Origin of the sequence: Pseudoclavibacter terrae (assembly GCF_008831075.1) — a bacterium.
Classification (GTDB): Bacteria; Actinomycetota; Actinomycetes; order Actinomycetales; family Microbacteriaceae; genus Pseudoclavibacter; species Pseudoclavibacter terrae.
Map to the genome: position 1 here is coordinate 144,786 of NZ_WBJX01000002.1, position 20,008 is coordinate 164,793.

Consider the following 20,008-nt stretch of genomic DNA (forward strand, 5'->3'; position numbering starts at 1 on the left):
CAGATGATCAGCACCGACCACCAGGAGTCACCATGACCACCACCGTCACAGCGGCAGCGCCGCGCGGGGATGCAATCACGGACCGAGCGCTCGCGCTCGGCGTCCGCAGAATCTTCACCGCCTACGAGGACGTCATCTCCGACGGCGGCGTCGACGCGCCCACCGCCATCCGCCAGGCCAGCGCGGTCGCCGTCGTCCGCAACCCGTGGATCGGCGAGGGACCGCTCGCCGACCTCACCGAGGCCACGGCCGAGGTCGCTCCCATCGTCGCGAAGCTCCTCAGCGACCGTCTGCTCGCCGCAATCGGCGGTGCCGACCGTGTCGAAGCGTTCGGGAAGGCGGCGGTCGTCGGCCTGGACGGCGAGATCGAGCACGCCGGTGCCCTCATCCACACCCCGTACTTCGGCAACCTGCTGCGCGAGTTCCTCGAGGGCACCTCGATCATCTGCTTCTCCGACACGCGAGCCGACGCGGGCGGCGACCTCCGGGTGCCCCTGTGGCACAAGACGGCCGCAGCCACCCGCAGCCACTACCAGTCACTCGACGTGCACCTCGCGGATGCGCCGCACCGCGACGAGATCGCGGTCATCGCGGTCGCATCCTCCGGCCCCCGACCCCACCCCCGGATCGGCGACCGGACCACGGACGTGCCGGTCACCTCCGACATCCTGAAAGGAATCGAAGCATGAAGGTTCGCAAGATCATCACCATCGTCGACGAGACGCTCATCGAGGGCGGACGAGAGGTCTCCCCGTCGGCGCGCACCGCCGTCGTCGCGGCCATCATCGACAACCCGTGGGCCGGCCAGGGCTTCGTCGACGACCTCAGCGCCGGCATCGACGCGGTCGCCTCCGACCTCGGCGCCCTCCTCGCGCCCCGCGTCATCGAAGCGCTCGGCGCTCCGCTCGAGGCCTACGGCAAGGCCGCCATCATCGGCCTGAACGGGGAGATCGAGCACGGCTCCGCGATCATCCACACGCTCAAGTTCGGCGACCACTTCCGCAAGGCGGCGAACGCGAGCACGCTGCTCCCCGCCGTCGAGAAGCGCGGACCCGCCGGTGTGGCGTTCGACATCCCCCTCAAGCACTTCACCGACGCCACCATCCGATCCCACCACCAGTCGTTCGAGGTGCGGATCGCTGACGCGCCGCATCCCGACGAGATCCTCATCGCCCTCGCCGGTGCGGCGCAGGGGCGCCCGCAGCAGCGGCTCGCGGCGCTCTCCACCGAGCTGTAGGCGAGAACCCGCCGTGAGCTCGACCGAGGCGCAGACCCCCATCGTGCTGCTGCACGGAGTGGGGCTCGATCGAACGATGTGGACTCCCGTCGCGGAGCTCCTCGGCCCCCGGGCCGTCGCACTCGATCTCCCTGGCCACGGAGCCCAGTCGCCGCTGCGCACCCCCACGTCGCTCGCCGACTTCGCGGCCGACGTCGAGCGGCGTCTCCCAGACGGGCCGATCCACCTCGTCGGCTTCTCGCTCGGCGCGCTCGTCGCGCAGCACATCGCGAGCCGCGCACCGGAGCGCGTCGCGACGCTCACCTGCGTCAGCTCGGTCTGCAGGCGCACACCGGATGAGCGTGCCGCGGTGCTCGCGCGTCTCGCGTCGGCGCGCACCGACTTCGGCGCGACCGTCGAGCGCTCGCTCGAGCGCTGGTACTCGGGCAGCGGCGTTGGCGCCGCGACGGTCGCCGAGACGAGGCGAGTGCTCGAAGCCAACGACGTCGAGTCGTTCGGGCACGCCTACGAGATCTTCGCGACCGGCGACCAGCAGGTGTCGGCGGCACTCGGCGCGATCACGGCGCCGACCCTCGCCATCACGGGCGAGCTCGACCCAGGATCGACCCCGGACATGACCCGCAGGCTGGCCGAGGCCATCCCCGCGGCGCGGACCCGCACCGTCGCCGGGGTCCGGCACATGCTCCCGGTCGAAGCACCCTCGACGCTCGTCGACGAACTCGAAGCGCTCATCGGCGGGCGCCCCACCTCACCCCACCCCCAGGCATCACGAAGGAGCACACCATGACTGACCGCTACGGCCACTTCATCGACGGGTCCTGGCGCGACCCCGCCGGTGGCGCCTACTTCGAGAGCATCAACCCGGCCACGCTGGAGGTGCTCTACGAGGCGGCCCGCGGCGATGCGGCCGACGTCGAGCTGGCCGTCGCAGCTGCAAGGCGCGCGTTCGAAGCGCCCAGCTGGAGCGGCCTCACCGCGACGCAGCGGGGGAAGCTGCTCCGCCGCCTCGGCGACCTCGTCGCTGAGAACGCCGACGAGCTCGCCCGCCTCGAGAGCCTCGACAACGGCAAGCTCCTCCGCGAGATGCGCGGCCAGCTCGCCTCCCTGCCCGAGTACCTCTACTACTACGGCGGGCTCGCCGACAAGATCCAGGGCTCGCAGATCCCGACAAGCAACCTGCAGATCCTCAACTACACGCAGCACGAACCGCTCGGCGTGGTCGGCGCGATCACGCCATGGAACTCTCCGCTCACCCTCACGACGTCCAAGCTCGCCCCAGCGCTCGCCGCCGGGAACACCGCCGTCATCAAGCCGAGCGAGTACACATCTCGCACCGTGCTCCGCTTCGCGCAGCTCGCGAGCGAGGCGGGCTTCCCAGACGGCGTCGTCAACGTCGTCACGGGATACGGAGCCGAGGCGGGCGCCGCGCTCGTCGAGAACCCAACGATCGCGAAGATCTCGTTCACCGGGTCGACCCGCACGGGGTCCGCGATCGCAGCCAGCGCCGCGGCACGCTTCATCGGATGCACGCTCGAGCTCGGCGGCAAGAGCCCGAACATCGTGTTCGGCGACGCGAACATCGAGAACGCGGCGATGGGCGTCATCGCCGGCATCTACGCGGCCGCGGGGCAGACCTGCATCGCCGGCAGCCGCGTCTTCGCGCACAGGTCCGTCTACGACGAGCTGCTCGAGCGCGTCTCGACGCGCGCGAAGTCGATCGTCATCGGCGACCCCCTCGACGACGCGACCGAGCTGGGACCCCTCGCGTTCGGCGACCAGCTCGACAAGGTCCGCTCCTACGTCGGCATCGGCGTCGACGAGGGCGCAACCCTCTACGCGGGCGGAGGCCGGCCAAACGTCGCGCTTCCCGGGTACTACTTCGAGCCGACCGTGCTCACCGACGTCACGAACAGCATGCGCGTCGTCCGCGAGGAGATCTTCGGACCAGTCGCCGCGATCATGCCCTTCGACACCGAGGACGAGGTCGTCGGCCTCGCCAACGACACCGAATTCGGTCTCGCCGCCGGCGTCTGGACGCAGAACCTCGCGAGAGCCCACCGCATGTCGCGGCGGCTCGAGGCCGGCACGATCTGGGTCAACACCTACCGCGCCATGTCACCCATGTCGCCGAGGCAGGGGTTCAAGAGCTCCGGCGTCGGCATCGAGCACGGCATCGAGTCGATGCACGAGTACACGCGCCTCAAGAGCGTGTGGATCAACACCGACGAGTCGCCCGTCGCCGACCCCTTCGTGATGCGGGGGTAGGGGCCATGCCGCTCATCGACATCTCCATCGCCAAGGGGCGCACGCCCGAGCAGCTCCGCGCCCTCATCGACGGCGTCCACCGCGTCGCCGAAGAGACCGTCGGGGCAGCGCCCGAGAACATCACCGTCGTCGTCCGCGAGATCGAGCACGAGCACTGGTCGCGCGGCAACACGACGATCGCAGAACGAGCCCGCCGCAGCTGACCGCGGAGCACATCCACTCTCGAAAGGACACGACAATGCGTTTCTCTCTGTTCATCCACATGGAGCGCTGGGACGACTCCGTCAGCACCGAGCAGCTGTTCGCGGAGCTCGTCGAGCTGACGCTGCTCGCCGAGAAGGCCGGCTTCAGCACGGTCTGGATCGGCGAGCACCACTCCATGGAGTACACGATCTCGCCGAGCCCCATGCCGCAGCTCGCGTACCTCGCCGCGGTCACCACGAAGATCCGTCTCGGCGCCGGCACGATCATCGCCCCCTTCTGGAACCCGCTCCGGGTGGCTGGCGAGACGGCGCTGCTCGACGTCATCAGCGGCGGCCGCGCCGAGGTGGGTCTCGCCAGAGGCGCCTACCAGTTCGAGTTCGACCGTCTCGCCGGCGGCATGCCGGGCAAGGAAGGCGGGCAGCACCTGCGCGAGCTCATCCCCGCCGTGCGCGAGCTGTGGCAGGGCGACTACGCGCACGACGGCGAGATCTGGCAGTTCCCCGTCTCGACGAGCGTGCCCAAGCCGGTGCAGCAGCCGACGCCGCCGATGTGGGTGGCCGCGCGCGACCCCGACACGCACGACTTCGCCGTCGCCAACGGCTGCAACGTCATGGTGACGCCGCTCATGAAGGGCGACGAGGAAGTCGCGGACCTCGTGAGCAAGTTCGAGACGGCCGTGGCGAACCATCCCGAGGTTGCGCGCCCCGAGATCATGGTGCTGCGCCACACGTTCGTGCACGACGAGGCCGACCCTGAGGGGTGGCGTCCAGCCGCCGAAGGCGTCAACAAGTTCTACCGGACGTTCGACGCCTGGTTCGGCAACAAGACCGACCCCGTCGACGGGTTCCTCGAGCCGAGCCCTGAGGCGAAGTTCGCCGAACGACCCGAGTTCACGCCAGAGTCGCTGCACCGGACGGCGATGATCGGCACCCCGGACGAGGTCATCACCCGACTCCGCGAGTACGAGGCGCTCGGCGTCGACGAGTTCAGCTTCTGGAGCGACAACTCCCTCTCCCACGAGCAGAAGAAGCGCTCGCTCGAGCTGTTCATCGAGAAGGTCGTTCCCGAGTTCTCGTAGGACCCCACGAGGCGGCAGACAGGCGGGCGGGTGCTGACAGGCATCCGCCCGCAGCTGCACCTCCGTCCTCCGACGTGGCGAGGAGCATCTCCGGCACCAGGAGGAGGGATGTCGGTCGCCCGGGGGAAGCCCCGCCCGCGTCGGCTCCGTAGCGTTGACCGCAACGGAAACGACGATGGGAGATGACATGGACAGCACGCAGCAGGACGGCACTCGAGGTGGCGGCGCCAACGGCTCGACCCAGATGGGGACCGGCATCGCCGTCGGGCTCGCCGTCGGAGTCGCCCTCGCCCTCATCCTCGACAGCTGGGCGATCGGTCTGGGGGTCGGCTTGGTTCTCGGCATCGTGACAGGCGCGGTCCTCGACCGACTCGCCAAGCGTGGCCGGCGCCAAGGGGACCCCGGTCTCGAGGATCCCCGTCCGGGCGCTACGCCTTCGGACTCGTGAGCCGCGGCAGCAGCACCGGCGTCTCGCGCTTGTACGTCTCGTAGTCGGCGTCGCCGCCCCACTTCCTGTCAGCCTTCGCTTCCAGGAGCGGCACGCCGCTCACGCGGAGGAGCAGGAGCGCGACGAAGACCGGCGAGATGAGCGCGACCCACTGCCAGCCCACGAGGACGGGCGCGGCGACGACCGCGACGCCCACCCACAGGAGGATCTCGCCGAAGTAGTTGGGGTGGCGGGAACGCGACCACAGGCCCGTGCGGATGAAGCGGCCCTTGTTCGCGGGGTCAGCCGTGAAGGCGTTCTTCTGCAGATCGGCAGCGACCTCGATGATGAACCCGGCCGCCCACACGACCACGCCGACGATCCCCAGCCAGCCGAACGGCTCGCGGTCGTCGGTACCACCCGCGATCGCGATCCACGCGGCGGCCGCGGTGAGGCTCACCCACAGCCCCTGCATGATCCAGACGCGCAGGAAGCGCAGCTTGTCGCCCTTGATGCCGTCGAAGCGGTCGTCGGAGCCGGAGCGGTGGATGCGTGCGAACAGGAACGACCCGAGGCGAAGCGCCCACAGGGCGACCATGGCCCCGAGGACCCAGGCGCGTGCATCCGGTTCGGGCGCCGCGACGAGGAGGCCAACCGTCACGATGATGAACGTCGCGCTTCCCGTGAGGTCGAAGAAGCGCTCCGTCTTCGCAGCTGCAGACGGCAGGTACACGAGGACCTGGATGAGGAAGGCCGCCGCGACCGCCCACGCGTAGAGGGGGACGCCGGCGAGCTGCGTCCCGCCCTGGCTCCCGGCGAGGGCGACGAGGGCCCCGATGGCGACCGCGATGAGAATCGTGACGATCGTCGCCGTGTGCTTCTTTCCTGCGGTGGTGCTGCTGCTCGCGGTGGTCTCGCTGCTCATGCTGGTGCCTCTCGAGGCGTCGGGCGCGGTGGCCGGTGAACGGGAAAAGGAGGGAGTGGGTGGCCGTGCGTCAGGCGTACAGGGCCGCGACGGCGTCGGTGCTGCGCTGCAGGACGGCGGCGCGCTTGAGCTTCAGTGTCGGCGTGATGAAGGTGGGGTCTTCGAGGTCCGTCGCGATGAGCGTGAAGCGTCGGACCTGCTCGCTCCGGGCGACGAGCGCGTTTGCCCGGTCGACGGCCGCCTGCACGTGGTCCCGCGCTCGTGCATCAACGACGGTGAGCAGCTCGTGGTGCGCGGGGTCCGGGTGGGTGGCTGCGGCGATCTCGGCCGAGAACTCGGCGAGCGCCTCAGGGTCGAGGATGATGAGCGCCGACAGGTAGTTGCGCCCCTCGCCGATCATGACGGCGTGCGAGACGAGCGGGTCGGCTTCGACCGACGACTCCCACCTCATGGGCACGATGGTCTTGCCGTTCGAGGTGACGATGACGTCCTTGAGGCGCCCCTCGAGGACAACCCGGCCCTGCTCGTCGAGCCGGCCGAGGTCGCCCGTCCGGAAGAACCCGTCGATGAAGGCGTCGCGGTTGTGCTCCGGGTTCCGGTAGCCGCTGAACACGCCGATGCCGCGGGCGAGGATCTCACCATCCTCGCTGATGCGGACCGTGGAGCCGGGGAGCGGACGGCCGACGGTGCCGGAGCGGATGTCGCTCGGCAGGTTCCCGGTGAGCGGCGCCGTCGTCTCGGTGAGGCCGTAGCCCTCGATGACGGGCACGCCGATACCGCCGAAGAACAGGGACAGGTCGGCGTCGAGCGTCGCACCGCCGGAGAGCACGTGGGTGACTCGGCCGCCCATGACCTGCCGGAGGCGGCTGAAGAAGATCCGATCGAAGGCGGCGTGGCGCAGGCGCAGGCCGAGCGGGGCCCGCGTCCCTGGGGTGGTCGTCTCCTGGAACTCGCCCCACCCGATGGCGGTGCGCTGCGCTGAGGCCCACACTCTGGCGAGGCCGCTGCCGGCGGCCTTGGCTCCTGCTGCGGCCTGGATCTTCTGCAGCACGCGGGGCACGACGACGAGGAACGTCGGCGTCAGCTGGCCGAGTGTCCCGACGACAGCGGCCGGGTCGGCGAGGTGCGCGATGCGCATGCCGCTGGCGAGGCAGATGAGCTGCAGGCCTCGCGCGAGCACATGGGCGAGGGGCAGGAAGATGATCGTGTTGCCAGCCGGGTGCACGACCTCGCCGTAGGCGGCCGCGATGTTCAGCACCTGACCGAGGAAGTTCTCATGCGTCAGCACCGCGCCCTTGGGCTCGCCGGTCGTGCCGGACGTGTAGACGATGGTGGCGGGGGAGTCGGGCGCCGCGAGCAGTCGCCGCTCTTCGAGTGCCTCATCGGCGACGCCTGCCCCCAGCGCGGCGAGCCGCTCGAGGTCGCGGCCCTCGCCCTGGCCGGACGCGGCATCCAGCGACCACACGCCCAGTGCATCCGAGCCGCGTTCGGAGAGCGGCGCCTCGAGAAGCTGCACGTGCTGGGTGCTGCCGCCGAAGGCGAGCACGACGCGGGCGTCGTGGATGATCGCGGAGACCTGCGTGGGCGCCGACGTCTCGTAGATCGGCACGACGACGGCGCCCGCGAACCAGACCGCCAGATCTGCGACGGCCCACTCGTACCGGGTCGGGGCCATGATGGCGATGGAGTCGCCAGGGCGCACCCCGAGCGCGACGAGGCCCTTCGCGACGGCGCGCACCGTGTCGGTGTACTCGCGCGTCGAGACCTGGCGCCAGGCGCCGGACGGAGCGGCGGGTTCGATCGGAACGTCGAACGCCGCATGGTCGGGAGCCGATTCGAGGCGGCGGACGAGCAGGTCGGTCACGTTCCGGTAGGTGCCCGCTGCCCCGATGGTCTCGGGGCCCACGAGGAGAGGGGTGGTCGATTCCAGCACTGCAGCCGCCTTTCGCGCGCCGGGTCACTTCACCCGTATGCGAGGAGGTTCGGAGCAGGGGGGCCGGTGGATTGGACCGTATCGCAAACCCAGGGCGGATGAGCACGACCCGCCGGAACTTACCTAGGCAGGCTAGGTATTATGCGACCCGGGCTGCCGTCTGGCGCTCGGAGCGGAGCTCGCGGCTGGTGCGCGGGCGGCGGACGAGCGCATCCGCCGCCCATCGGCCGCCACCGGTCAGGACGAGCGCGATGCCGATCAGTGCGAGCACGAGCACGAACTCGTATCCGCCGTCCTGGGCGAAGAAGCCGGCGGTGAAGTGCACGGTGAACATGGCCCCGAGGGAGACGATCGCGAGCAGGGCGGCCGCGACGCGCGTGAGGAGACCGACGATGAGCAGGGCTCCCGCGACGATCTCGACGAAGGGGAGCGCTGCTCCGGCGACGTCGGCGAGGGGCACGCCGAGGCCCGCGAGCATCTCCTGCACGCCGCCGATCCCGGTCGTCGTGAGCTTCTGGATGCCGTGCAGCAGCATGGTGGCGCCGAGGGCGAGACGGAGGATGAGCAGTGCGGCGTTCGCTGAAGATGACATGCGCTCGACGGTAGGAACGGCGGGCCGCCGGAACCTGGGAAGCCTGGCCGGTCGTGCTCCATGGGGCCAGCCGCCGGCTCCGCGCCATGAGTTCGGCCTGAGAGCCGGGGTTCACTCGATTCCACGGGGAATTGCCGGTCTCCCTGCGCACGAAGCGCCCAGCCCGGTGAGCGGCGCGTCAGGAGCGCGGAGACCGTATGACTTTCCTATGACTCGCGGTGGCCCCTCGTGCGCCGGGCGTGGCTCACGGCGGCGCACGGCGACGCACGACCGGCTCGGCAGCTCGGCAGAGATCGTTGCGGCGTTGCGGCGTTGCGCCGCCTGGGATGCTCAGCCGAGCGGCTCGACGCTGGTGCCCGTCTCGCTCGCCTTGCCGAACTTCGGAACCGCGCCAACGAACGTGCATCCGCGGAACGTGGTGGCCGCATTGAACTTCGCGCCGGTGAAGCTGCAGTCGATGAACCGGGTGTTGGTGAACTCCGCGCCCGACAGTTCCGCGCCGTCGAAGGTGCAGTTCGAGAAGACGGTTCCTGGCACCGCGCGGAGGCGTCGCAGCTTCGCGTCGGCGAAGGAGCAGTCGGAGACTTCGGGGCCGATGGACGCCTGCGGGATGTTGGCCCCCGTGAAGGTGCAGGCGCGCAGGGCGCCTTCGAGTCGTGCGTGCGCCGTGACCTTCGCGCGCTCGAAGCGGACGTGCGTGAGCGTGCTGTCCCTGATGGTGAGGCCACCCGTGAGGCCGCTCGCGTCGACCTCGGTGAGCTCGAGGTGGGTGATGCTCACGCCGAGGCTGCCGGCCTGCAGGCCTCGGAGGTCGGTCGCCGCCGATGCCGGGTCGTGCCAGCTCGGCATGATGCGGTGCGGCCCCGGAACCACCTCGGAGAGCCGCGCGAGCTGGGTTCGCAGCGAGGAGAGTTCCTGGGAGGTCCAGCGATCGCTGAGGGTCTTGGTGTCGGCGGCGCGCATGCCCTCGAGCGTACTTCGCCTGCGATGGCTATCTTGGTGACCGAGGCGATCAGATGAGTGCACAGGAGCAGGAGCGGCTCGTTGCGTGGAGCAGCGAGCTGAGGGCGGTCCACGCGCGTCTGCGCAAGGCTCTCGCCGTCACGCACGAGGCGGTGAAGCGCGGCGACCCGGCCGGGCCAGCCGCCCGCGACCTGCTGCTCTACTGCCACGGGTTCTGCACCGCGCTCGATGGTCATCACCGCGGCGAGGACCGCGAGCTGTTCCCCGCGATCGCCGCGGCGCATCCCGAGCTGCGCGACACGCTTACCCGACTGCAGCAGGACCACTCGATGATCGCGCACCTCCTCTCCGGCCTCCAGGCCTCAGTGGAGGCGGGGGAGCCTGCAAGCCAGCTCGACCGGCACCTGGAGGGCATCGCGGCGATCATGGAGTCGCACTTCCGATACGAGGAGCGTCAGCTGCTCGACGTGCTGGAGACACTGGCCCTCGACGCGGACCCGGCGGTCGTGCTCGGGCCCCTCTGAGCGGACGGCGGGCGATCCGGCCCCGCGGTTGCCGGGACCGCGCTCAGTGGTGCCCCTCGCTGGGATCCACTGCTGGTGCGCGGTGCGAGGTCCAGGCAGCCCACAGCTCGCGGTACGGTCCCTCGATCTCGAGCAGCTCGTCGTGCGTTCCATCTTCGACGACGCGGCCGTGCTCCATGACGAGCACCCGCTCGGCGCTGCTCGCCTGCGACAGGTGGTGGGCGATGGTCACGACCGTCCGCCCGGCGAGCGCGCGCCGAGCGGCGGCCTCGAGGGTGCGAGCGTCGGCGGTGTCGGCGTCCGCTGTCGCCTCGTCGAGGATCACGATCGGCGCCCGCGTCACGAGCGCACGCGCGAGGGCGAGGCGGTGCGCATCCGTCGCGCTCACGTCTGCGTTGCCCTCGCCGACCATCGTGTCGAGGCCATCCGTGAAGGTGTGCCGCCAGCGGGGGCCCGCGACCGACTCGAGTGCGTCCCGCAGCTCGTCGTCGCTCGCCGACTCCCTCGCGATGAGCAGGTTGTGCCGCAGGGTGCCCGAGAAGACGTGCACGTCCTGGCTCACCATGACGATGCGGCTCGCGCGTTCGAGTTCGCTCATCTCGGCGGGGTCGAGGCCGCCGACGTCGACGTGCCCCGCGCGAACCTCGAGGAGGCCCATGAGCACCCGGGCGAGGGTGCTCTTGCCGGCGCCGGACGAACCGACGACGGCGACCCGCTGACCGGCGGGGATGCGCAGCTCGCCGATCCACAGCACGGGCGGGCGACCTGGGTAGGCGGCTTCCACGGACTCGAGGGTGATCTCCGGCGCCGGCGGGTCGCCAGCGGCGGCGCCTGCGATCGCCGCGCCCGCGTTCGCGAGACTCTCCCCGAGGGCCACGCGCACACGCGGCTGCTCGTCCGGTGGCACCGGCGCGAGCTGGATGACACCCGCGACGCGAGCGAGGGAGGCGCCCGCCGACTGCAGGTCGTCGACGAGCATGAGCAATGAGATGAAGGGGCCGAAGAGGGCCTGGAAGAGCAGCGCCGCCGTCGTGACCTCGCCGATCGTGGCGGCACCGGTGAACGCGAGCCACGCCCCGACGAGGAGCACGGACGTCAGCCCGACCGCCTCCGCCATGTTCATGCGGAACCCGAACCGGCTCTGCACGATGCGGGTGCGCAGCGCCCACCTGAGCACGTTCCAGGAGCGGTTGCGGATGCGCTCCGTGATGGCCCCGCCCCAGCCGTAGGCGTGCACGGTCGGGAGTGCCTGTATGGCGGAGACCATCTCGCGGGACCGCGACGCGATGGCGACGCGTTCCGCGGCGTAGAGGCGGGGAGCCTTCCGCAGGTAGCGCCAGAGCGCGAACGCGTGCACCGGAACGACCGTGAGCATGGCGAGCAGGAAGAACGGGTTCAGCACGGCGAGCCCGACGCCCGTCGCGAGGACCGCCAGGCTGGCGGACACGACCGCGGGCACGGCGCCCGTCGTGACCTCGCCGACCGTGTCGACGTCGTCGGTCGCCCTCGAGACGAGCTCGCCGTCGGCGACCTCGTCGACGAGCACGGCGGGGAGCGCGAGCGACGCAGCCACGAAGTCCTCACGGAGCCGTGCGAGCGCCGTCTCGAGGACTGCCGCGAGCGCCATCGAACCCAGCGCTCCGAGCGCCGCGCTGCCAGCGACGCCGGCGAGCAGCATGAGGGCGACCTCGACGAGGCTCCGATCGACGCCCGTGACCGCGTCGACGAGACGCCCGAGCCCCGCCGGGACCAGCAAGGCAGCCGCCGCGGCCGCGCCGAGCAGCACGATCGCGAGCACGAGCATCCAGGGGCGCAGCGTCAGGAGGCGCCAGGCGAGGCGCGCGGACCGCTTTCCCGTTGCGATGGGGAGCCCGGGTGTGACGGGCTGGGTCTCGGCCTGCAGGCCAGAGGTGGCGCCGCTCATGCGATGGCCTCCGCGTACTCGGGGTGCGTCGCGAGCAGCTCGTCGTGGGTGCCTTCCGCGGCGAGCATCCCGTCGCGGAGCACGAGCACCCGGTCGGCCCGCACCAGCAGCTGCGGGTTGGAGGAGACGACCACGGTCGCTCTGCCTGCCGTCGCCGTGCGCATGCGCTCGCCGATGTGCTGCTCGGTGACGGCGTCGATCGCGCCCGTGGGCTCGTGGAGCACCAGCACGGGTGCCGGGGCGGCGAGGGCCCTGGCGAGAGCGAGGCGCTGCCGCTGCCCGCCGGAGAGCGTGCGGCCGGCGCCGCCGAGCGGGGTCCGGATGCCCTGGGGGAGCTGTTCGAGCACGTCGTCGAAGGCAGCCGCCGCGAGGGCGTCGCCCGGGGAGCTGGCTGCGCGCCCGATGCCGACGACGTTGGCCGCGACCGTGCCGGGCACGGTGTGCGCCGCATGCGGGGCGGCCGTCACGAGCTCGTGCAGGCGGTCGGCGTCGACCTCGTCGAGCGGGAGGCCGTGGACCTTGACGGTGCCGCGTGGCGGGTGGATGCGCCCGCCCAGCAGCTCGACCAGCTCGGCCGCGTCGTGGGCTTCCGCGACGACGCCCACGATCTCGCCCCGCTCGACCGCGAAGTCGAGCCCACGGAGGTGGATCCCGGCGAGCCCGGCAACCGCGAGCGCGGGCGCGGGCGGGACGGTCGCTGCGGGTCCTGCCTGCTCGCCCGCTCGGGTGTCGCGCGCGTACGGCGCCTCCAGCAGCGACAGCACGCGCTTCGCGGAGGCGCCCGCCCGCGCCCAGACGGCGCCGACGTTCACGGCGAGCGCTTCCATCGGGCCCATGACGACCTGCACGACGCCGACGACGGTGATCAGCTGGCCGACGGTGATGGCGCCCTGGAAGGCGAGGAGCGCGGCGATGACGCCGATCGCGACGACGAAGATGCCGGTCGCCGTGCTCGAGACGGCGACGAACCATGCCTCGGCTCTGCGCGTCGCGATCGCGGCGACTCTGGCGCGCTCGCTGGCGTCCGCGTACGTGCGGGAGGCGCGGCCAGTGGCCCCGAGGGCGGTGAGCGTGCGGAAGCCGGCGATGGCGTTCGCCGCCAGCGACGCGGAGTCCGCGGTGAGCCGCTGCTGGTGCTCTGCCCTCGAGCGGAGGTGCCTGCCGAAGCGGTCGAGGAGCAGCAGGAACACGGGCCCGCCGAGGATCACGGCGAGGCCGAGCGGCCAGGCGATGCTGATCAGCACTGCACCGGCGGCCACGACCGCCGCCAGCTCGGCGACCGGGTGCACGAAGAGGAGCCCGCCGAACGCGACGCGCTGCACATCCGAGCCGCCGATGCCGAGCAGCTCGCCGGTGGGCCGCTGCCGGTCGCCGAAGCCGCGCGGGTCGAGGGAGCGCTCGCTCACGCGCATGCGCAGCTCGTGGTGGGCGCGCTGGATGCCGTTGACGAGGAAGTACACGCCGGCCCGGTACGACCAGGCGAGGAGCACGAACACACCGACGAGCACCGCGGCCCAGACCGCGAGCTGCGGGAGGTCGCGGTCGACGATGCCACGGTCGATGACGAGCCCGACCACAACCGGCACCGCCACCTCGCACAGCTGGTGCGAGACGAACAGGGTGGTCGCGGGCACCAGCCAGCGCTTCACGCTCAGCGCGGTCTGCACGATGAGGCGGCGCGGCCCCGTCGTCTGAGCGGCTGCTGGCATTGCTGCTGGCATGCGGCGGCCTCCTGGCGGCTTCGGTCGGGGCGCTCCGGATGCGCGAAGCCGCAACGAGCGACGCCCGTGGTGAGGGCGACCTCCCCATTTTTCCCTACATTCGCGAATTCCGCCCCCTCCCCGCGGGCGTGCGACTGGATGAGGCGGTCGAGACGCCGCCCCCGCTCAGTCGAGCGAAAGCCACCCGCCGAGGTGGGCTGCCACGCTGACATCGCCGGGGAGCGGTCGAATCGTGTCGTCCGTCACCTGCTCGGTGCGCCAGCCCGCTGACTCGCCCCAGCGTTCCTCTCGGCGCAGCGCGCGTTCGGACCGCACGAGGACGTGCTCGCCGATGCGCACGGCGCCCAGGTCGGAGCTGCCGACGCTGGCCGCAGCGTCCTGGAGGGCCGTCGACGCGAGCCGGGCTGTCCCTGTGCCCGACACAGCCTCAGCGCGGCCATCGAAGTGCACGGCGGTGTCGAGGTCGATGCGGACGCGGCCCCGCGGCGTCGGCCCCGCGGCAGACAGCACTCTCGGGTCCGCCGCGAACAGGGGATGCGTCCCGGCCGGGACGACGACGCTCGCGTGCGGCAGCTGCTCGAGCAGGGTGTCGACGCACACGAAGGCCGCGCCGTCGCTCGGCGCCGCATCCAGCACGACGACGACGTCGTGGGCCGCGCCGTGCAGGGCACGCGGGCGGGAGCCGGCCACGCCGATCTTCTGCGCCAGCAGCATCGTCTCTCGGTTCTTCTGCTCCTGCCGTCGGGCGTCTGCCGAGCTCCTGCCCGCCCAGTCCGGACCGTCGTGCCAGGCCACGGCGAGGGGCTCGTATGCCAGCACGGCGCCGGCTAGCCAGGCGCGGCTCGCCCAATCCCAGTCCTCACCGCCGTAGCCCAGGAAGTCCTCGTCGAAGCCGCCGGTCTCGTCGAAGAACCACCTGGTGCAGGAGAAGACGGCCCCGATGACGAACCGGTAGGAGCGGTCGTCAGCGTCGAGCAGGTTCCTCGACGCGCGGTAGGCGGAAGCCAGCCAGCTGGGCTCGGGGAGCTCCCGCGCCGGTCCCGCGGTCTCGACGGGCGCATCCGCATCCGCGCCGGTGAAGTCGGCGTGCCTGCGGTGACCCGCGACGACCGCTTCCGGCAGCAGCGAGGGAAGCGCCGCCATGCGTGCCACGTAGTCGGGTTCCGGGGACGTGTCGGCGTCCAGGAAGCACAGGATGTCGCCCGTCGCGGCCCTCGCACCCAGGTTGCGGGCGGACCCGGCCCGGAACCCGCGGTTCTCCTGGGCCAGCACGCGGACGCCGACCGGGACCGTCGGGGGCACGAGGGAGCCGTCATCGACGACGATGACCTCCATGAGGTGCGCCGGATGCGTCTGCCTGGCGAGCGCCGCGATCGTGCGGTCGAGCTCGGCCTGCTGCTCGAAATGCGCGACGATGACCGACACCGACCGCGGCGTCGCGGTTGTGGTCTCGCTCTGAGCGTCGACCAGATCCCACCGGTTGCCCGGAACCGTTCGTCCGAACGGCGGGAGCCTCGGAGCACCGCGGGTCACAGCGCCGCCCACCAGCTGAGGTAGGCGCGGGCGATCTCGTCGATGCTCGGGGAGGTCGACGTCCCGTCGTCGAGCCACGTCGACTCGGGCCGCAGGAGCGCGAGCTGCAGCGCCGTCGCGAGCTCACCGGAGCGAACGAGATGCATGGTCTCTGGCCGGATGGCGTCCATCTCACGGAAGTAGTCGGAGTCCACGGTCAACGGCCTGCGGCCCGCGGAGAGCCAGTCGGTGAGGGAACCGGAGGCTGAGACGTGCTGGTGGGCGATGATCGGGACGGCCACGCTGCGGCTGCGCTCGAGGCGCTCCTCGGGTGAGAGGAAGCCGGTGCTCGAGAACTCCACGCCAAGCCCGCGCGCGTACCGCTCCAGATCCGCGAGCTCCTGCTCGTGCCCCGCGGACGCGCATCCCAGCGCGACGACGCGCGGCCGCCGCTCGCTCGGAATGGCGGCGACCGCGTTGACGACCTCGAGGTGCCCCTTGCCCGGGTAGTAGAAGCCGAGCACGGCGACCTCGTCGGTGGGGAGCCACTCGTCGGGCCGCGGCTGGGGTGGCTGCGCGGGGAGCGGCACGACGTGCACCTGCACGCGGCTGCCGAGGGCGGCCTCGAGGAGGCGCTGCTCGTGCGTGCTGTTGACGACGGTGCCGGCTGCTGCCGCGACGACTCGGCGATAGCACTCGGAGCGGCGGGGGAAGCCCTTCGCTCCGTCAGAAGCCTGCGGCACATCGTGGAGCGTGACGCTCACGGGTCCCCGCGCGGCGAGACGCTCGAACCGCTCGGCCGCCCGCTCGGGCGTGCTGCCCCAGAGGCGGTCGGTGAAGTGGACGTGCGCGAGCTGCGACGAGACGAGCCCGTGCGCGCTGCGGTAGGTCACGGCTGAGTCGAGCTTCGCGACGGCCGTCGCCACGGCGCGGGCGTACTGGTCGACACCGTGGGTCTCGTCGTCGCGGTGCAGCAGGAGCGGAGGGGCGTTCACGCGGCCCTCAACGTCTCGATCGTCGCACCGTGTCTCGCGAATCCGGCGGCAACGGCGTCGGGATGCTCGGCGTACCACTCGAGGTGCGCGGCCCGGATGCGGTCGGCGTCGATCGGCTCGCCGTCGCGTGTCCACGACTCGGTCGGCTCCGCGTCGAGGCCCCAGGCGTCGATGACCGCCTGCTCGCGCGGCGCGTGGATCGAGTTCAGGATCTCCCGGTCGAGCGTGAGCTCCCGCTCCGGGAGGCCGAGGCGGTCGCGGACGCGCTCCGCGGTCGCGAGCCAGATGGGGTTTCCCGGGTGGTTGATCGTGCGAGCCTGCGCGAACGAGGGGCGGGCGAAGAGCTCGGAGACGCGCACGGTGCCGTGTCGGTCCTCGCGTTCCCGCAGCTGCACGATCGAGTCGGCGCCGACCGCCCTGATCGCGGTGCGCGACGGCGACTGGGGCAGCGCATCCAGACCCGCGGCCTCTGCGAGGGTGCGGAGGTCGTGGTAGGGGACCAGGGGAGGGACGAGCGAGGTGTCGGACGGTGGCCGGACGATCGCCTGGAACGGGTACAGCCCCGCGAACCTGATGACGGGGAACAGGGCGGTGCGTGCACCAGCCCGCAGTCGGGTGGTGAGCTGCTTCGTGCCGACGGGCAGCCCACGGTAGTCGTCGCGCACGGGCTGCGCGACGAGGAAGCTGGCGCGGGCGAGCCACGCCTCCAGGTGCGGCAGGTCGGCAGGCTCGAGCTCGTGCACGGGCGGTGTGCGGATGAAGCGCACGTCATCGCCGAGGGCGAGGCGCAGCGACTCCGCCTGGCAGTTGCCGATCGTGAGACCGATGGGTCGGTCGTCGCCCGCAGGGTCCGGGGCGCCTCCCGACGTGAAGAAGTCTGCGTAGTGCGTGAGGCGTGCGGTGGCGTGCGTCATCGAGGGGAGAGATCTCCGAACCTGCCGAGGTGGGTGGGGGCGAGTTATCTTAGCTCCCGCGCGACCTGGCGCAGTGCGGGGTTGAGTTCCGGGTGCACGAAGTGGTAGCCGGCCTCCGTGAGCCGCTGCGGTGTGACCCATCTGCTCTTCAAGACGAGCTCGGGCTCGGTGCGCAGCACGGCCATCGCGGGCTCGAGCATCCACCGCCAGGACGGCAGCCCGAACGGGGCACGCACGACGCCGCGGATGCTTGCCATGAGCGTTCGATTGTCGCTCGGGTTGGGGCTGCTCACGTTGATGGCACCGTCGAGGTCGTCCCGCTCGATCAGGAACCTGACGGCGCCGATCACGTCGTCGACGTGCACCCAGCTGAACTTCTGACGGCCCCGCGTTCGGTACTGCGGGGCGCGCCCGTCGCCGCTCGGTGCGGGACCGATGCCGCGGTAGCGCCGGTGGTTCGGGGCCCAGCCGTCGATGTTCGGGCCGCCGAGGCCCAGGCGCGCCAGCGTGAAGAGGGTGCTCGCGGCTGGGCCGTCGCCGAGCACGATGGCCATGCGCAGCGCGACGCGACGCGTCTTCGGGAGGGTGCCCTCGAAGAACGCACGTTCCCAGTTGCGGGCCACGTCGACGGAGAAGCCCTGCCCGAGCTCGCCCTCGGACTCCGTGTTCGGCCGGTCGGTCGCGTGGCGGTAGATGGTTGCGGTGGAGGCGTTGAACCACACTCGCGGCGGGTTCGGCACGGCTGCGACCGCGCGCCGCAGCTCGGCTGTCGTCTCCACGCGGGAGCGCAGGATCTCGTTCCGGTTCGCGTCGTTGTACCGGCAGTTGACGGACTTGCCGGCGAGATTGATGAGCACCTCGGCGCCGTCGATGGCGTTCTGGATGGCGTCTGCATCACCCCATCGGACGGTCTCGCGCCTGCCGATGCGGACGACCTCCCAGCCTTCGCCCTCGAAGTCGGACGCGAGCGCTCGCCCGACGAATCCGCTCGCCCCGGCGATGACGACGCGGCGCGCGTGCGGTCGCTCTTGCCCGCGGCTGGCGTGGTTGTGCTGTTCCATGAGGCTGAGTGTAGTACTTTCTGAACATGTTCAGTTTTGAGCCCGGTGGCCACAGCGACGACTCGGACGGCCCCGACGGCGAGGCACCCCGAGGAGAGCGAGGACCAGCGCTGCCGTCCACCAAGCGGGAGCGCACCCGAGCGCTCATCCGCGACGTCGCTCTCCGCTCCTTCCGCGAGCGCGGCTACGACGCGACGACCATTCGTCGCATCGCCGAAGAGGCCGGCGTGTCGGTCGGCACCACCAACTACCACTTCGCGACCAAGAACCACCTCGTGCAGGAGCTGTACCTCGACGTCCAGGAATCGCACGCAGACGCTGCGATCGGGCAGCTGGAGGGCGTCCGCGAGCTCACCGAACGGCTCGCGATCGTCTACCGCACCGGCCTGGAGCAGCTCGAGCCCTACCATCCGCACGCACCGGAGTTCCTCGCCGCCGCGGTCTCGCCCCGCTCACCCATCAACCCGCTCTCCGAGGAGTCCGCGCCCGCGCTCGCGGTGATCCGTGGACTCTTCGAACGCGCCGTCGACGGCGCCAAGTCGCCGCTCCCCGACGAGTTCAAGGCCGGCCTCCCGCAGGTGCTGGTGCTGAGCCACCTGCTGCTGGCGCTCCTCTGGGTCTACGACTCGTCACCGGGGCGCGAGCGCACGCACCGCATCCTCGACCGTGCCCTCAACCTGCTGCGCATGACGCTGCCGCTCACGCGCATCCCCGTCGTTCGGGCCCCGCTGCGGGAGCTGCTCGCGCTCGCGGGGGAGGTGCGCGCCTGATGCGGCCCTCCCTGTCCGGACGCAGCGCGGCCCTGTCTGGACGCAGCGCGGCCCTGTCTGGACGCAGCGCGGCCGACGAGAACGACGCCAAGCCGCTGCAGTCGGTCTACGAGCAGATCCTCGGGCCGCGGATCGAACTCCTCCACCCGCAGCTGCGCCGCTACTTCGGCCCCATCCCCGCGGGGCACGAGGGACGGGGCAGTGGGGTCTACTCGTGGGCGGGAGGCCGGCACTCGATGCTGCGGCCTGTCCTCGCCTGGCTCGCCTGGCGGCATGTCCTGTTCCCCGAGCGCGGCCGCAACGTGCCCTTCACCATCCGCAACCGGCCGGAGGGTGACGGCGCGCTCTCCGCCAGGCGCGAGTTCACGTTCCCGCTCGTCACCCGCGTCATGGAGGACACCATGAGGGTCGTCCCCGGGGCGGGCGGCAAGCCGCGGCTCGTCGACCGGCTCGGGCGCCGAAGGGGGCTCGAGGTCGAGCTCGAAGTCAGCGTGCACGAGGGCGCCCTGCGGATGCGCTCGACGCGCCTGTGGCTGCGGATGCGGGTCCCGGGCGCCCCCAGATCGCTGTGGCCGGCGGGTGTGAAGGTCGCGCCGCTCGGGGATGTCACTGGCGCAGAAGTGCCTGCCCGGGACGTGCCAGCTGCCACCGCTGCCACCGTGAGCACCGCAGCTGTGCCCGCCGGGAGCGTGACCTCCAGGAGCATCGAGCCGCGCGGAGCGGTGCTACGCCTGCCGCTGCCCCGGGTCGTCACGATGACGCTCGACGAACGGGCGCACCCCGACGGCAGCGGGCGCCAGTGCGTCGACGTGCGCCTGCGGTCGCCGATCATCGGCGATGTGTTCCGCTACGTGGGCGAGTTCGAGTACGCCGTCGTGCCCGCGAGCGAGCCTGACACGACCGGCGGATTCTCGGGCGCGAACGCGTAGTCTCGCGCCGGAACAGCCCAACCGCGGAAGCAAG

The 20,008-nt window shown here is 71.4% G+C and carries 20 protein-coding genes; 10 read left to right on the top strand and 10 right to left on the bottom strand.

Features of this window, described 5'->3' with window-relative positions; all coding sequences use genetic code 11:
- Positions 1-32 precede the first annotated feature (32 nt).
- The 7 genes from F8O03_RS06895 (at position 33) to F8O03_RS06925 (ending at position 5,232) form a co-directional block, all read left to right on the top strand.
- Positions 33-689, top strand: coding sequence for an amino acid synthesis family protein (locus F8O03_RS06895; RefSeq protein WP_151423231.1), 657 nt, complete (start codon positions 33-35; stop codon positions 687-689).
- Positions 686-1,237, top strand: coding sequence for an amino acid synthesis family protein (locus F8O03_RS06900; protein WP_104252644.1), 552 nt, complete (start codon positions 686-688; stop codon positions 1,235-1,237). Before F8O03_RS06895 ends, F8O03_RS06900 begins: the two co-directional genes overlap by 4 nt.
- A 13-nt stretch (positions 1,238-1,250) precedes the next feature.
- Positions 1,251-2,024: an alpha/beta fold hydrolase gene (locus tag F8O03_RS06905; protein WP_244296004.1), complete on the top strand. Its 774-nt coding sequence runs from the start codon at positions 1,251-1,253 to the stop codon at positions 2,022-2,024.
- Complete coding sequence (locus tag F8O03_RS06910; RefSeq protein ID WP_151423232.1) at positions 2,021-3,502, top strand: aldehyde dehydrogenase; 1,482 nt, start codon at positions 2,021-2,023, stop codon at positions 3,500-3,502. The genes F8O03_RS06905 and F8O03_RS06910 overlap by 4 nt, the downstream gene beginning before the upstream one ends.
- 5 nt (positions 3,503-3,507) lie before the next feature.
- Positions 3,508-3,705: a tautomerase family protein gene (locus F8O03_RS06915; protein WP_104252646.1), complete on the top strand. Its 198-nt coding sequence runs from the start codon at positions 3,508-3,510 to the stop codon at positions 3,703-3,705.
- Between the two features lie 35 nt (positions 3,706-3,740).
- On the top strand, positions 3,741-4,784 hold the full coding sequence (locus F8O03_RS06920; protein WP_151423233.1) for an LLM class flavin-dependent oxidoreductase: 1,044 nt from the start codon (positions 3,741-3,743) through the stop codon (positions 4,782-4,784).
- 187 nt (positions 4,785-4,971) lie between these two features.
- Positions 4,972-5,232 (top strand): glycine zipper domain-containing protein, encoded by a 261-nt coding sequence (locus F8O03_RS06925; RefSeq protein WP_151423234.1) that lies wholly within the window; start codon positions 4,972-4,974, stop codon positions 5,230-5,232.
- Here the strand turns inward: F8O03_RS06925 and F8O03_RS06930 are convergent.
- From F8O03_RS06930 to F8O03_RS06945, 4 genes are all read right to left on the bottom strand, one after another.
- Positions 5,213-6,136 (bottom strand): DUF1295 domain-containing protein, encoded by a 924-nt coding sequence (locus F8O03_RS06930; RefSeq protein ID WP_151423235.1) that lies wholly within the window; start codon positions 6,134-6,136, stop codon positions 5,213-5,215. The two genes, F8O03_RS06925 and F8O03_RS06930, sit on opposite strands and share 20 nt — an antisense overlap.
- Positions 6,137-6,206: 70 nt before the next feature.
- The gene (locus F8O03_RS06935) at positions 6,207-8,069 is read right to left on the bottom strand and encodes an AMP-dependent synthetase/ligase (protein ID WP_151423236.1); all 1,863 of its coding nucleotides are present in this window, start codon (positions 8,067-8,069) and stop codon (positions 6,207-6,209) included.
- Positions 8,070-8,208: 139 nt separating this feature from the next.
- Positions 8,209-8,661 (bottom strand): DoxX family protein, encoded by a 453-nt coding sequence (locus tag F8O03_RS06940; protein WP_151423237.1) that lies wholly within the window; start codon positions 8,659-8,661, stop codon positions 8,209-8,211.
- A gap of 330 nt (positions 8,662-8,991) precedes the next feature.
- Positions 8,992-9,624: a pentapeptide repeat-containing protein gene (locus F8O03_RS06945; protein ID WP_151423238.1), complete on the bottom strand. Its 633-nt coding sequence runs from the start codon at positions 9,622-9,624 to the stop codon at positions 8,992-8,994.
- 53 nt (positions 9,625-9,677) lie between these two features.
- Between F8O03_RS06945 and F8O03_RS06950 the strand changes: the two genes are divergently transcribed.
- Entirely contained in the window at positions 9,678-10,148 is a 471-nt protein-coding gene (locus tag F8O03_RS06950; RefSeq protein WP_151423239.1) for a hemerythrin domain-containing protein, read from the top strand.
- 43 nt (positions 10,149-10,191) lie between these two features.
- On the opposite strand, the gene F8O03_RS06955 is transcribed toward F8O03_RS06950, so the two are convergent.
- The 6 genes from F8O03_RS06955 to F8O03_RS06980 all read right to left on the bottom strand — a co-directional run bounded on the left by F8O03_RS06955 (position 10,192) and on the right by F8O03_RS06980 (position 18,275).
- Positions 10,192-12,072 carry an ABC transporter ATP-binding protein gene (locus F8O03_RS06955; protein WP_151423240.1) on the bottom strand — a complete coding sequence of 627 codons (1,881 nt, stop codon included), beginning with the start codon at positions 12,070-12,072 and terminating at the stop codon, positions 10,192-10,194.
- Positions 12,069-13,793, bottom strand: coding sequence for an ABC transporter transmembrane domain-containing protein (locus F8O03_RS06960; RefSeq protein WP_151423241.1), 1,725 nt, complete (start codon positions 13,791-13,793; stop codon positions 12,069-12,071). Before F8O03_RS06960 ends, F8O03_RS06955 begins: the two co-directional genes overlap by 4 nt.
- Positions 13,794-13,958: 165 nt before the next feature.
- Positions 13,959-15,326: a glycosyltransferase family 2 protein gene (locus tag F8O03_RS06965; RefSeq protein WP_151423242.1), complete on the bottom strand. Its 1,368-nt coding sequence runs from the start codon at positions 15,324-15,326 to the stop codon at positions 13,959-13,961.
- A complete protein-coding gene (locus F8O03_RS06970) occupies positions 15,323-16,300 on the bottom strand; it encodes a glycosyltransferase family protein (RefSeq protein ID WP_151423243.1) in 978 nt (325 codons plus the stop codon). Before F8O03_RS06970 ends, F8O03_RS06965 begins: the two co-directional genes overlap by 4 nt.
- Complete coding sequence (locus F8O03_RS06975) at positions 16,297-17,214, bottom strand: WcbI family polysaccharide biosynthesis putative acetyltransferase (protein WP_151423244.1); 918 nt, start codon at positions 17,212-17,214, stop codon at positions 16,297-16,299. Before F8O03_RS06975 ends, F8O03_RS06970 begins: the two co-directional genes overlap by 4 nt.
- A gap of 44 nt (positions 17,215-17,258) precedes the next feature.
- Positions 17,259-18,275 carry an epimerase gene (locus F8O03_RS06980; protein WP_151423245.1) on the bottom strand — a complete coding sequence of 339 codons (1,017 nt, stop codon included), beginning with the start codon at positions 18,273-18,275 and terminating at the stop codon, positions 17,259-17,261.
- Between the two features lie 26 nt (positions 18,276-18,301).
- Between F8O03_RS06980 and F8O03_RS06985 the strand changes: the two genes are divergently transcribed.
- Together F8O03_RS06985 and F8O03_RS06990 are read left to right on the top strand one after the other, a co-directional pair.
- Complete coding sequence (locus F8O03_RS06985) at positions 18,302-19,045, top strand: TetR/AcrR family transcriptional regulator (RefSeq protein ID WP_151423246.1); 744 nt, start codon at positions 18,302-18,304, stop codon at positions 19,043-19,045.
- Positions 19,045-19,974, top strand: a complete 930-nt coding sequence (locus F8O03_RS06990; RefSeq protein ID WP_151423247.1) for a DUF4166 domain-containing protein — start codon at positions 19,045-19,047, stop codon at positions 19,972-19,974. The genes F8O03_RS06985 and F8O03_RS06990 overlap by 1 nt, the downstream gene beginning before the upstream one ends.
- The last annotated feature ends 34 nt before the right edge of the window (positions 19,975-20,008 follow it).